The sequence below is a fragment of the Arcobacter sp. s6 genome (assembly GCF_040884245.1).
Taxonomy (GTDB): domain Bacteria; phylum Campylobacterota; class Campylobacteria; order Campylobacterales; family Arcobacteraceae; genus Aliarcobacter.
In genome coordinates, this window is sequence record NZ_JBEVTN010000008.1 from 15,577 (window position 1) to 28,874 (window position 13,298).

At 25.3% G+C, this 13,298-nt stretch carries 12 protein-coding genes; 10 read left to right on the plus strand and 2 right to left on the minus strand.

Annotation, left to right across the window (positions count from 1 at the left end):
- The first annotated feature begins 30 nt into the window (after positions 1–30).
- The 8 genes from ABVS04_RS05990 (at position 31) to folE (ending at position 8,384) form a co-directional block, all read left to right on the plus strand.
- Positions 31–1,542: a YifB family Mg chelatase-like AAA ATPase gene (locus ABVS04_RS05990; protein WP_368029758.1), complete on the plus strand. Its 1,512-nt coding sequence runs from the start codon at positions 31–33 to the stop codon at positions 1,540–1,542.
- Between the two features lie 118 nt (positions 1,543–1,660).
- On the plus strand, positions 1,661–2,545 hold the full coding sequence (gene era, locus ABVS04_RS05995; protein WP_368029759.1) for a GTPase Era: 885 nt from the start codon (positions 1,661–1,663) through the stop codon (positions 2,543–2,545).
- A gap of 140 nt (positions 2,546–2,685) precedes the next feature.
- Complete coding sequence (locus ABVS04_RS06000) at positions 2,686–3,567, plus strand: hypothetical protein (protein WP_368029760.1); 882 nt, start codon at positions 2,686–2,688, stop codon at positions 3,565–3,567.
- Entirely contained in the window at positions 3,548–4,264 is a 717-nt protein-coding gene (locus ABVS04_RS06005) for a hypothetical protein (RefSeq protein WP_368029761.1), read from the plus strand. Before ABVS04_RS06000 ends, ABVS04_RS06005 begins: the two co-directional genes overlap by 20 nt.
- Positions 4,236–5,597 (plus strand): GspE/PulE family protein, encoded by a 1,362-nt coding sequence (locus tag ABVS04_RS06010; RefSeq protein WP_368029762.1) that lies wholly within the window; start codon positions 4,236–4,238, stop codon positions 5,595–5,597. Before ABVS04_RS06005 ends, ABVS04_RS06010 begins: the two co-directional genes overlap by 29 nt.
- Positions 5,597–6,787 (plus strand): type II secretion system F family protein, encoded by a 1,191-nt coding sequence (locus ABVS04_RS06015; RefSeq protein ID WP_368029763.1) that lies wholly within the window; start codon positions 5,597–5,599, stop codon positions 6,785–6,787. Before ABVS04_RS06010 ends, ABVS04_RS06015 begins: the two co-directional genes overlap by 1 nt.
- A gap of 12 nt (positions 6,788–6,799) precedes the next feature.
- On the plus strand, positions 6,800–7,753 hold the full coding sequence (gene corA, locus ABVS04_RS06020; RefSeq protein ID WP_368029764.1) for a magnesium/cobalt transporter CorA: 954 nt from the start codon (positions 6,800–6,802) through the stop codon (positions 7,751–7,753).
- A gap of 58 nt (positions 7,754–7,811) precedes the next feature.
- Complete coding sequence (gene folE / locus ABVS04_RS06025; protein WP_368029765.1) at positions 7,812–8,384, plus strand: GTP cyclohydrolase I FolE; 573 nt, start codon at positions 7,812–7,814, stop codon at positions 8,382–8,384.
- A 49-nt stretch (positions 8,385–8,433) separates the two neighbouring features.
- On the opposite strand, the gene ABVS04_RS06030 is transcribed toward folE, so the two are convergent.
- Positions 8,434–8,775, minus strand: coding sequence for a MerR family transcriptional regulator (locus tag ABVS04_RS06030; RefSeq protein ID WP_368029766.1), 342 nt, complete (start codon positions 8,773–8,775; stop codon positions 8,434–8,436).
- Positions 8,776–8,789: 14 nt separating this feature from the next.
- Positions 8,790–9,977 carry a peptidoglycan DD-metalloendopeptidase family protein gene (locus ABVS04_RS06035; protein WP_368029767.1) on the minus strand — a complete coding sequence of 396 codons (1,188 nt, stop codon included), beginning with the start codon at positions 9,975–9,977 and terminating at the stop codon, positions 8,790–8,792.
- Between the two features lie 79 nt (positions 9,978–10,056).
- On the opposite strand from ABVS04_RS06035, the gene ABVS04_RS06040 reads away from it, so the two are divergent.
- Both ABVS04_RS06040 and purL read left to right on the plus strand, forming a co-directional pair.
- Entirely contained in the window at positions 10,057–11,016 is a 960-nt protein-coding gene (locus ABVS04_RS06040) for a murein L,D-transpeptidase family protein (RefSeq protein WP_368029768.1), read from the plus strand.
- A 64-nt stretch (positions 11,017–11,080) separates the two neighbouring features.
- Positions 11,081–13,294 (plus strand): phosphoribosylformylglycinamidine synthase subunit PurL, encoded by a 2,214-nt coding sequence (gene purL / locus ABVS04_RS06045; RefSeq protein ID WP_368029769.1) that lies wholly within the window; start codon positions 11,081–11,083, stop codon positions 13,292–13,294.
- Positions 13,295–13,298: the final 4 nt, after the last annotated feature.

Here is a 13,298-nt window from a genome sequence, read left to right on the forward strand (position 1 = left end):
TAAAAAATATTATTTTTAAAAGGGTAAAATATGAAAATTATAAAATCGGCCTCTTTAGATACAATAGATGCAATAAGTATTGATGTAGAATCCACTTTTACCAAGGGTTTGCCCTCATTTACAATTGTTGGAATGGTTAGTACGAGTATTAGTGAATCTAAAGATAGAGTAAAATCTGCTCTTTTAATAAATGGATTTAAATTTCCTCCTTTAAAAATAACAGTTAACCTTTCACCATCTGAAATAAATAAAAAAGGAACACATTTTGATTTAGCTATTGCTTTACAAATTGCTTTTTATGATCAAAAAAATATTGATTTTAATGATATGTATTTTTTCGGTGAATTATCACTTGATGGAAGTATCAAAGATACAAGTTCAATATTCCCAATAATTTTATCCTTGACAAAGAAAAATCTTATAAAAAAAGTTTTAGTTTGTGAAGAAAGTGCAAAAAAACTTTCAAACATACCCAATTTAGAAATATATTGTGTTAAAAATTTAGATGATGCTATTAATTTTATTAAATCAACTAAAAAAGAAGAATTCTTATATAAGAAAAACCCATTAGAATATAAGATATTAAAAATAAATGAAATGGAGTATTATTTTGATACAAACTATTTAGATGATTTTAAAGATGTCATAGGTCAAGATATAGCAAAAAATGCTGCTGTAATAAGTTCTGCTGGTTGTCATAATATAATTTTTGAAGGAAGTCCTGGTTGTGGTAAATCAATGATTTCAAAAAGATTAAAATATATTATGCCGCCTATGAATCTAGAAGAAATCTTAGAAAAAGCAAAACTTCAGTCATTGGATTATAAAGAAGTAGATTTTTTACCAATTCGTGCATTTAGAAGTCCTCATCATAGTTCAACTAAATCTTCAATTTTTGGAGGAGGAAGTTCAAATGCAAAAATGGGAGAAATAGCTCTTAGTAACAACGGTATTTTATTTTTCGATGAATTGCCCCATTTTTCAAAATCAATTTTAGAAGCATTAAGAGAACCTTTAGAAGATAATAAAATTTTGATTTCAAGAGTTAATACAAAAATCATGTATGAAACAAAATTTATTTTCATTGCAGCTATGAATCCCTGTCCTTGTGGAAATTTGCTTTCAAGTGTAAAAGATTGTAGATGTAATGAAATGGAAATTCAAAGATATAAAGGAAGATTGAGTGAGCCTTTTTTAGATCGAATAGATTTATATGTTGTTATGAATGATAGTTTTTCTGATAATAAAAATATTGTAAGTTCAAAGGAATTACATAAAAAAGTAATAAATGCATTTATAAAACAAAAACAAAGAGGGCAGAGTGAATTAAATGGTAAGCTAAGAGATGAGGATATAAAAAAATATTGTGTTTTAGATTCCGATTCCCAAAGTATTTTACAAAAAGCAAGAATAAATTACCAACTATCTTTTAGAAGTATAAATAAAGTTTTGAAAGTTGCAAGAACTATTGCTGATTTAAATAACAATGAAATTATTACAAAAAATGATTTATTGGAAAGTTTAAGTTTTAGGAAAAGATAAATTATACTTTTGGAATCTCAATTTATCACTCTAATTTTAAATATCATAATTTTATAGTATAATTTAGAAAAATTAGATTTTACGAAGAAAAACTTCGTATTGATTACAAAGGGATAAAATGACAAAATGCGGATATGTATCAGTAGTAGGAAGACCAAATGCAGGTAAAAGTTCATTATTAAATTGGCTTGTTGGTGAAAAAATTGCGATGGTTTCTCACAAAGCAAATGCTACAAGAAAGAGATCAAATATTATTGTAATGCACAATGATGATCAAATTGTATTTGTAGATACACCAGGAATTCACGAAACTGAAAAATTATTAAATCAATTTATGCTTGATGAAGCATTAAAAGCGATGGGTGATTGTGATTTAATTCTATTTTTAGCACCTATTACAGATAAGGTTTCATATTATGAAGATTTTTTAGTTAAGAATAAAAAAAATGTAAAACATATTTTACTTCTTACAAAAATAGATTTTGTATCAAATGCAGAAGTTCTAGAAAAAATCAAAGAATATGAGAAATATAGTGATAAATATGAAGCTATTATTCCAATTTCAATTAAAAAACAGACTAAACAATCAGATATTTTAAATGATGTTGTAAAACATTTACCTGTTCATCCATATCTATTTGACCCTGAAATTATGACTACTGAAAATATGAGAGATTTATTTAAAGAATTTATTAGAGAATCAATTTTTGAAAATATTTCAGATGAAATTCCTTATGAAACAGATGTTTTAATTAATAAAGTTGAAGAAAAAGATAATGTAGATGTTGTAAAAGCTACTATTATTGTTCAAAAATCTACTCAAAAAGGTATGATTATTGGAAAAAATGCAGTTGCAATTAAAAGAATTGGGAAAGATGCAAGAGAAAAAATTGAAAAATTAACTGGTAAAAAATGTTATCTTGAACTTTTTGTTTCAATCAAAAAAGGTTGGACAAAAGATAAACAAGGCTTAAAAGATTTAGGTTACGACGTAACTTTCTAAAAGAAGAGGTTTTCCTCTTCACCTTCTAAATAAAGAATCAATAACAATTAAATAAATAAAAATATTATTTTATATCTAGCCTTAAGTTCTTTATTGTATAATTTTTAATAACTAAAAAAATTATATAAATGGATTCCTTTATGATAAATTATATTTCAACAGAAGAAATTTTTTCACTTGAGTTGGATGTTTCAGAAGAAATAGACAATAATAGTTTAAAAAACTTTGTTTTAACATCTTTAAATTTAAATAATAAAGAATACTCAAGTACTGATTTAATTTATGCTACATATTTGCAGGAGTTAAAACAGTATCAAGTAATTCTTATAAATAATCAATCCTCAAAAGCTGAATTTCAAGTATTTGAACTTTTTTATGATGATATTAGTGAAGGATTAGATTTATATCTTACCGATGAGTTTTTTTGTTTATATAAAAATGGTGTTTTTTATTATTACCAAGCTATTGAGTTTTCTTTAACAATCGAAGAATTCCTTGATTTTATAAATAAAAAGTTTAATACAAAGGTAAATAATTATAAAAGAATTCAAAAAGAGGAATTAGAAGAATTAAAAAATAAATATTCTCAAAAAAATAAAAAGAGTAATTTAAAAAATATAAATAAGAAAAAAGATAATAGTTTTATATTTTATATAATTTATCTTTTTTTATTGATATATATTTGTATATATTATATAGAACAAAACAACTCACAAAAAACTGAAAATCCAATAATACAAAATCAAAGTATAAATTATGAAAAGTTTAAAAAAGAACACACTTTTATAAGTCTAGAAAATGATTTTAATGGAATCTTAGAAAATATAAAAAAATATAGTTTACAAATAATATCTTTTGAATATAAAAAACCTAAAATAAAAATTATTCTAAATTCCCAAATTAAAGCAAATTTATATTTATTTTTAAAAGAGTATAAAAAAAGTTTAATTTCATCATCAATATATTTTGATGAAAAAAAAGAATTATATGAGGTAACAGCTTATGTTAACTTATATAAATAATAAATTTATCAATTTGTCATTAAAAACAAAAGTAGAGTTATATATTTTGCCTCTTATGCTTTTATATCTTTTGTATTATCTCTCAAATGGCTTAATTTTTACAGAAAAGCCAATTTTAACAAAAAATAAAATAAATTTTAAAGAGTATGAAAACAAAAAGTTTCAAGGTTCTTTTTTAGAATTATTTTCAAAACTTGAAAATAGTGCAAAAAAAAACAATATAGAAATTCTTTCTTTAAACAACAAGAATAATATTGTTGATTTAAAAATAGAAAGTAACATAAAACAGCTTCCTTTATTTATAAATGAAATTGAAAATATAAATAGTTTTACAAAAATTAATTTAATCACCATGTATGAAAAGAAAGATTTAAATACATATTTCTTTCATTTAAAAATTGATTTAAATAAATTTTATATAAAAAGAATTGAGAAAATTAAACCTATTGTTAAAGAGAATTTTGAGAAGCCAAAAGAAATTGAGATAAGTAAAATACCAATTCCTCAAAATAACTATGAACTAAAAGCAATAATTGCTGAATATATTTTAATAAATGATATTTGGTTAAAAGAAGGTGAAGAAATTGATGGATTTAAAGTTGATGAAATCAATAGAAATTCTATTATTCTAGAAAATAAAAATAAAAAAATAAGATTGGAGTTAGCTAATGAAGAGTATCTTAAAAACATTTATTGATTATTCCTTATTTGATAAGTATGGTATAGATTATTTCACCAAAAATAAAATTATACCCATTTATGAGGATAATATTTATTTAAAAGTTGCAGTTTGTAATAGCTCAAAATTAGAAACAGTAAAAGATGATTTTGATAAATTGATTAGTTTTCAAGAGATTAATGAGCTTGAACTTTTGTTTATTTTAAGTAATCTTGATAAAAAAATAGCTTTATTTGATTTGGCTTCTAAGTCGATTTTTCAAAATAGTTTTGAGAAATATATAAGTGATTTTTTAGAAGAATTATTGCTTTTTTCAGTTGAATTACGAGCTAGTGATATTCATATTGAAAGATACATGGATTTAATTTTATTTAAATTTAGAGTTGATGGAAGATTAAAAACTTTCTTTGCTTTTGAATATAATTTCTTTAAATATATTTCTTCTTATATCAAATTAATTTCAAACTTAGATATTACTCAAGTTAGAATTCCCCTTGATGGAAGATTTTCATTACTTATAAATGAAAAGAATTTTGATTTTAGAGTTTCAACTATGCCTACAATTGATTCTGAGTCAATTGTTTTAAGAGTCTTAGATAATAAAAATATAAATAAGAATCTAAGAACTTTAGGATTATCTTCAAATTTACTTGAAATTTTAAATGAATCATTAAAACTAACTCAAGGTTTGATATTGATTTCAGGACCTACTGGAAGTGGTAAAACTACAACTTTATATTCTATTTTAAAAGAGTTAGATAGTGAAGAAAAAAAGATTATTACCGTTGAAGATCCAATTGAATATAAGATTGATTCAATTTGCCAAGTTGCCATAAACAATAAAATTGGACTTAGTTTTGAACTTGTATTAAAAAATATTCTAAGACAAGATCCAGATGTGATTTTTATTGGAGAAATTAGAGATAAATTTTCCCTAGATATTGCCCTTCAAGCATCTCTTACTGGACATCTAGTAATTGCTAGTATTCATGCTAATAATGCCGTTGAGACTATTTCTAGGCTCGTAGATTTAGATGCAGATCCTTTTTTGATTTCTAGTACATTGAAGCTTATTATGGCACAAAGGTTAGTTTTGAATTATTGTAATTTTTGTAAAGCAAATGGATGTGAAAAATGTAATTTTACAAAATATTATGATAGATCAAATATTGCTGAAATTCTAAGAATTGATGAGAAAATATCTTCTTTTATATTTAAAAAATCTGATATAAATGAAATAAAAGATTATTTGAAAACTATAAATTTTAAGACAATGTTAGATGATGGGAAACAAAAAGTTGAAGAAAATATTACATCTTTAGATGAAGTTTATAAAGTAATATCGTACTAATGAAAAAATATAAAATAAAATATCAAGATGCAAGTTTCATAAAAGAAATTATAATTGAGAGTAGTAATATTTCAAATGAGAAACTTCCTAGAAATATAATTAGTATAGAAGAGTATAAAAAAACATTTGACTTAAACTATTTTAATAAAAAAAGAATAAGTGATAAAAAATTAGACCTACTTTTTTATGAATTAAACTTGATGTTACAAGCTAATATCAATATAAATGATGCCCTAGATATTTTGATAAAAAATAAAAAAGACAAAAATATCCTAGAATTTCTAAGAGCTATTAAATATAGTTTATCAAATGGAAAATCAATAAGTGAAAATCTAGATAATTTCAAGCTTAATCATATAGTTTTGTCTTTTTTAGAAATATCTCAAACCTATGGAAATCTATCTTCAAACATGAAAGCTTTGAGTCAATTATTAACTGAAGATTCCCAAATTAAAAAGAGTTTTATAAAAGCAATAACATATCCAATAATTTTAATTATTAGTTTTTTTATTTCATTAATATCAATTTTTACATTTGTTATTCCAAAGTTTAAAATGATTTTTGAGCAAAGTGAAAATCAATTGCCTCTAGCTACTGAAATATTATTGAAAACTCAATATATTTTAGAAAACTATGCTTACTTAATTTTTTTGTTTTTATTAGTATTTGCTTTAGGGTTTATATCTTTTTATAAATATAATAAGAATTTTGAATATTTAATTCATAAACTTTTAATTGAAAAAATATTTTTAGTTAAAGATGTTTATTTAAATATGCAACTTTATAAACTGTTTTTAGTAATAGATATAATGTTAAAATCAAATTATGAATTTCATAAAGCATTTATTTCTTCAAAGATTTTATTAAAAAACAAATATTTGTTAGATAAAATAAGATTAATTGATAACTTATTGCAAAATGGAAAAAGTATCAATGACTCTTTTTCAAAAACAAATATATTTGATGATATAGTTTTAAATCTTATAAATACAGGAGAGATCTCAAACTCTTTGAGTATTACTATAGATGAAATAAGAAAGATTTATAAAAATAGATTTTATGATAAAATGAATTTACTAACGTCTTTAATACAGCCTATATTTTTGATTATAATGATGGCTTTAATACTTTGGATTGTATTGGCAATATTTATGCCTATTTGGAATATGGGAACCATGATAAATGTTTGAAAAGGAGTATCTTTGATTAATTGTTATATAAAAAAAGGAAACAAACTTTTTGTAGTTGAAGGTATTGACTCTTTAGATAACATCGAAAATAAAAATGATGTAATTTGGATTGATATGCTTCTTCCAACTCTTGAAGAAGTTAAAGCTATTGAAAGTTTATTTGATATGAAGTTCTCTACAAAACAAGAGAGTGAAGAAATTGAGTTAAGTTCAAGATATAGAGAAGAAAAAAATAAAATAGAAATAAATAGTTATTTTTTAGTTGATGATTCTAAATCCCCATATAATGAAACAGTGTCATTTATTTTACAAGGTACTTTATTAATATCAGTTAGATATAAAAAACTTGAAAGTTTTAATATCTTTATAGAAAAACTTATGTTGTTGCCAAGAGAGTTTAAAAATGGCTATTCAATTTTTTGTAAGATTATTGATATTAGAATTGATGCGGATGCTGATACTATTGAAAATTTATCTAAAGAAATAACAAAAATTAGAAAACACGTTTTTACAGATTATTCAAATGATGACCAAGAAATACTGGAAAAAATTTCTACATTTGAAGATTTAAATATGATTATAAGAGAAAATTTAACAGATAAACAAAGAATATTAACTTCACTTTTAAAATCTCAAAAATTTATAGATGATAAAAATGATTTGCCTATTATGTTAAAAGATATTAAATCATTAATTGACCATACAAATTTTAATTTTGAAAGATTAGATTATCTTCAAAATATATTTATTGGTATTTTAAGTATTGAACAAAATAAAGTTATGAAAATATTTACAATTGTAAATGTAATGTTTTTACCACCCACACTAATAGCAAGTATTTATGGGATGAACTTTGAGTTTATACCTGAATTACATTGGGAATATGGTTATATTTTTTCAATTACTTTTATGATAATAGCAGCTATTACACCTATTGTAATATTTAAAAAGAAGGGATGGATTTAGTAAGTTAACTAAATTTAAATAAAATAAAAAAAGATAATAAATTTAAAGGAAAAGTTTAATGAGTAGTGATATAGAGTTTGAAAATGCAATTAAAAAAATGCTTGAGCATGTTGGTGAAGATATAAATCGAGAAGGTTTACAAGATACCCCAAGTCGTGTTAGAAAAGCTTATGAGTTTATGTGCAGTGGATATAAACAAGATCCAAAAGAGATTATACAAAAAGCTCTTTTTACATCAACAAATGATGAAATGGTTGTGGTAAAAGATATAGAATTTTATTCACAATGTGAACATCATATGTTACCAATTATAGGAAAAGCACATGTGGCTTACATTCCAAATGGAAAAGTTATTGGACTTAGTAAAATACCAAGAGTTGTAGATGTTTTTGCAAGAAGATTACAAATACAAGAACAATTAACTGAGCAAATTTGTGATGCTTTAAATGAGCACTTAAAACCAAAAGGTGTTGCTGTTATGATTGATGCACGTCATATGTGTATGGAAATGAGAGGAGTTGAAAAGATTTGTTCAACAACTGTTACTTCAGCATTAAGAGGACTTTTTAAATCTAATAAGAAAACAAAAGATGAGTTTTTATCAATAGTTTCGAACTCTTTACGTAAATAAAATCAATAGAAATTTTCTATTGATTTAAATGTAATTATAGATAAATTTTTTAGAAAGATTCTAAATCTTGTATGTCACTTTCCGATATGTTTTCAAGTTTTCTTTCTATGGTATCCAAAAATTCATTTCTATTTTTTTCATCCATATTATTTTGAATAATTTCTAATATATAACTTATTCCATTTGCATTGATTTTTTTTATGTTAGCAAGATAGTGAACAAAAGCTATAATCTTTATATCATTTATAGAGTAAAGTTTTTTAACAATGTTGTTTTTTAAGGGAAATAATTTTTTATCTTCATACATTTTTAATGTACGAATTTTTGCATTTAAAAGTTCAGAAATACTACTTAAAGGTAGAATATCTTTATTATTATTTAGTAAAGCCATTTATCCCCTTCTTATTATAAAATATTTATTTCACTTTTATTAGTAATTCTATCAAGTTTAGTTGGAATTGTTCTATTAGCATTTTTTACTTCATCATCAAATATTTTCTGAATACTTTTACTATTTGCTAAGAACGTAGCTTTTTCTTTTGCTTCTAATCCATCAACTTTAGGTTTTGTTAAGACAGTCATAGCATCAATTGCTGTACCATTCTTGTACAAACCTAAATGTAAATGTGGTCCAGAACTAAGTCCTGTATTTCCAACATAGCCTATATGTTCGCCTTTTTTTATACTTTGACCTTGTCTAATTCCTTTTGCAAAACCATTTTGATGAGCATATAATGTTTTATATCCATTACCATGATTTATAATTATAGTTTTGCCATAGCCACCTTTTGTCCCTGCAAATTCGATTCTTCCATCTCCTGCTGCATAAATAGTTCTTCCTCTTGGTGCTGCAAAATCTGTTCCTAAATGGGCTCTATATCTTTTTAAAACGGGATGCCATCTTTTTTTTGTAAAAACACTAGAGATTCTTTGATAAGTAAGTGGAATTTGGAAAAAATATGATTTTGTAAATCCAATACCTTTTTCATCATAATACTTATCATCTTTTTCATGTTTAAATCTAAAATAAGGTTTTCCTGAAATCTCAACCATGGCAGCAGTTAAATCAGGAAGTCCATGAGGTTTTCCTAAGTAAACTTTTCTTGAATATTTTAAAGCAATAAAATCACCTTTTTGCATTTTTCTAAAATTTACACTATCTTTAAAAAGTGATTTGATAACTGCAGCTAATGTTACATCACCTGTAGCTTTTAATATATCATGAGATACTGATTCTGTAATTTCTATTGCAACTGTTTCATTATATTCTGTATAGTTAATAGGTAATGTTTGGAATTTAAATTCATTATTTATATCTTTATAAACGTGAATTTGAATATCATCTGATACAGGAATTAATACTTGATTTAATGAACCATCATCTTCTGTATATAGATAATATGTTCTGTCTGCTTCTATTTCTGAACATAATTCTTTATCTTCTTTTTCTAAATCAAAATATAGTTTTTGAGATATTGAATATTTATCTAAAAAAGTTAAAAAACTTTCTCCTTTTGGCCAAGGTAACTCTTCTACTTGAGCAGAATATAGCATATTAAAAAATATAATAATTGATAGGATAATTTTTTTCATTAGTGTGTCACTTTTTTATTAAATAATTAGGTCAAGTATTATACAATGGCGCAACTTAAAGATAAATATGGAGTAAGAGTTGTTTAGAATTATAATTTTTTTAGTGATTTCATTAAATATATATGCTAGTGATTTAGTAAATTTATATAGAATGCAAGGCCTAAATTCAGTAGAAATTGAGATTGAGAAAACTTTAAGAGATGAGAACTATTGGAAAGAATATTTAAAAGATAAAAATGTAGATTATGGTTATTATGAATATAAGAAATATATACTTTTGACACAAAAAGATCAGTCAGAAATCTCACTTTTTGAAGTTGTGAATAATGATTTTAAGTTAGTTTTGAGAAATAATGTAATTACAGGTGAAAATGAAGGTGATAAATATACAGAAGGCGATAAAAAAACTCCTGAAGGTTCTTATGATCTAATTGAAAAGAAAACAGGCTTAGATCAATTTTATGGACCATTTGCTCTAGTAACTTCTTATCCTAATGTTTTTGATCAAAGTCTTAATAAAAACGGCTATGGTATTTGGATTCATGGTAAGCCATTTAGTGGAGAAAGAGAAAGTGTAACCAAAGGTTGTATTGCTTTAGATAATGCAGAATTAGAGAATTTAGAAAAAAATTTAGATTTAAATAAAACTATTTTAATTACAACACCTAGTCAGTTTAAAAAAGCTACAAAAGATGAAATGGCACTTATTTTAACTACAATTTTCAAATGGAAAGATGCTTGGAAATATTCAAAATTTAATGAATATATATCTTTTTATTCTACAGAATTTAAAAAAGCTGATAAATCAGGTTTTGCTGAGTTTAAAGATTACAAAGAAAGAATCTTTGCTAAAGATGAAAAGAAAACAATAAAATTCTCAAATATTGATATTTCACCATATCCAAATTCACTTGGAAAAAATATGTTTAGAATTTTTATGGATGAAGAATATTTAAGTCCTGCTATAAAATTTATTGGAAAAAAAGAGCTATTTATTGAAATAATAAATAACGAAGTAAAAATTCTATCTGAGGATTAAAACTATATTTAACTCTTTTTAGATATAATCGCCTTAAAATAATAACCATATTTTAAGGCTAAAGATGCAAAAACAAGAGATGAACCTTCAAGAGATAGCACTTGCTCACTCTCTAACACTTGAAGAATTTGAAAATATTAAAGAAATTTTAGGAAGAGAACCAAACTATGTAGAAATTGGTATTTTCTCTGCTATGTGGTCTGAGCATTGCTCATATAAATCAAGTAAAAAATATTTAAGTGGTTTCCCTACAAAAGCTCCGTGGGTTATTCAAGGTCCAGGTGAGAATGCTGGTGTTATTGATATCGGTGATGGATATGCTGCTGTATTTAAAATGGAGTCACATAATCATCCTTCTTTTATTGAACCTTACCAAGGTGCTGCAACTGGTGTTGGTGGAATTTTAAGAGATGTATTTACAATGGGAGCACGTCCAATTGCTAATATGAACTCAATTAGATTTGCTTCAATTGAAGGAAATTCTGAAACTGCAAAAAAACATAGATTTCTTTTAAGAGGCGTAGTTGCTGGTATTGGTGGATATGGTAACTGTATGGGAGTTCCTACAATTGGTGGAGAAACTACTTTTGAAGAGTGTTATGCTGGAAATAATCTTGTAAATGCATTTACCGTAGGTCTTGCAAAATCTGATGAAATTTTCCTAGGAAAAGCCGAAGGTTTAGGAAATCCTGTAATGTACGTTGGTTCAAAAACTGGACGTGATGGATTAGGAGGTGCAGTAATGTCAAGTGCAGCATTTACAGAAGATTCTGAATCAAAAAGACCAACTGTTCAAGTTGGAGATCCATTTACTGAAAAATTACTTTTAGAAGCTTGTTTAGAGTTATTTAAAACAGATTTAATTGTTGGTATTCAAGATATGGGTGCTGCTGGACTTACTTCGTCTTCATTTGAAATGGCAGGAAGATCAGGTTCTGGAATGATTATGCATTTAGATAAAGTTCCAGCACGAGAAGAGGGTATGACTCCTTATGATTTCATGCTTTCTGAATCTCAAGAAAGAATGCTTATTTGTGCTAAAAAAGGTTGTGAACAAGCAATTATTGATATTTTTGAAAAGTGGGAATTAGATGTTGCTGTTATTGGTGAAGTTACTAATACTGGAAATATGGAATTATTCTGGCATGGTGAAAAATGTGCGGAAGTTCCTGTTCAACCAGTTTCTGAGCAAGCACCAGTTTTAGATAGACCAACAAAAAAACCAGCATATTTAGATGGAATTGAAGACATCTCTTTAGATAAAGAGATTTCAAATCAAGCTGCATTTGATGATTTATTTTCTGATATGGAAGTTGTTGATAAATCTTGGCTTTATTCTCAATATGATTCAATGGTTCAAACAAACACAATTAAAGGTCCAGGTAAACTTGATGGTTCAAGCATTAGAATCAAAGAGACTGGGAAAGCTTTATCAATGAGTGCTGATTGTAATACAAGACTTTGTTATATTAATCCAGAATTAGGAGCAGCAGCAGCTGTTATGGAATCTGGAAGAAATGTTGCAATGACGGGAGCTGTTCCAAAAGCAATTACAGATTGTTTAAATTTTGGAAATCCTACAAATCCTGAAGTTATGTGGCAATTTGCAGCTTCTTGTGAAGGTATTAAAAAAGCTTGTAAAGAGTTAAATACTCCTGTTATTGGTGGAAATGTATCTTTATACAATGAAACAAATGGAGTAGGGGTTTTCCCAACACCTTCAATTGCAATGGTTGGAGTGAATGAAGATGCAAATAAAGTATTACCTTCTTGTGTTCAAGAAAATGGAAATATTTTATATATTTTAGGTGAAACAAAATCTGAATTTGGTGCATCGCTTTATATGAAAAAAATGTATGGAAAAGTAGCTGGAACTCACCCTGAAGTTGATTTTACAAAAGAATTAGCTTTATGGAATACAGTAATTGAAGCAAATAAACTTGGATTATTAAAAGCTGCAAAAGATGTTAATGTTGGTGGAATTGCAGTTTCATTAGCAAAAATGGCAGTTGTTGGACAAAAAGGTGTTGAAGTATCTATTTCATTAGATGATTCAAAAGATATTTTCTCTGAGTCATTAAGTAGAGCAATTGTTGAAGTAAGACCAGAAAATTGTGAAGCATTTGAAAAAGTTGCAAACACTTATAATATTGAGTGTTCAAAAATTGGTCAAGTTACAGGAGACAAAATCTCTATAAATGATATTTATAAAGAATTAGACAAAGTATCTTATGTTTATTTCAATAGATTTAAACAAGTAATTGAGCAAGATTTATAAGGTT

Excerpts from the sequence above, each read along its gene's own strand:
- ABVS04_RS06000 (WP_368029760.1), top strand. The coding sequence starts at position 2,686 with ATGATAAATTATATTTCAACAGAAGAAATTTTTTCACTTGAGTTGGAT.
- ABVS04_RS06015 (WP_368029763.1), top strand. The coding sequence starts at position 5,597 with ATGAAAAAATATAAAATAAAATATCAAGATGCAAGTTTCATAAAAGAA.
- purL (WP_368029769.1), top strand. The coding sequence starts at position 11,081 with ATGCAAAAACAAGAGATGAACCTTCAAGAGATAGCACTTGCTCACTCT.
- folE (WP_368029765.1), top strand. The coding sequence starts at position 7,812 with ATGAGTAGTGATATAGAGTTTGAAAATGCAATTAAAAAAATGCTTGAG.
- ABVS04_RS06005 (WP_368029761.1), top strand. The coding sequence starts at position 3,548 with ATGTTAACTTATATAAATAATAAATTTATCAATTTGTCATTAAAAACA.
- ABVS04_RS06010 (WP_368029762.1), top strand. The coding sequence starts at position 4,236 with ATGAAGAGTATCTTAAAAACATTTATTGATTATTCCTTATTTGATAAG.
- era (WP_368029759.1), top strand. The coding sequence starts at position 1,661 with ATGACAAAATGCGGATATGTATCAGTAGTAGGAAGACCAAATGCAGGT.
- ABVS04_RS06035 (WP_368029767.1), bottom strand. The coding sequence starts at position 9,977 with ATGAAAAAAATTATCCTATCAATTATTATATTTTTTAATATGCTATAT.
- ABVS04_RS05990 (WP_368029758.1), top strand. The coding sequence starts at position 31 with ATGAAAATTATAAAATCGGCCTCTTTAGATACAATAGATGCAATAAGT.
- ABVS04_RS06030 (WP_368029766.1), bottom strand. The coding sequence starts at position 8,775 with ATGGCTTTACTAAATAATAATAAAGATATTCTACCTTTAAGTAGTATT.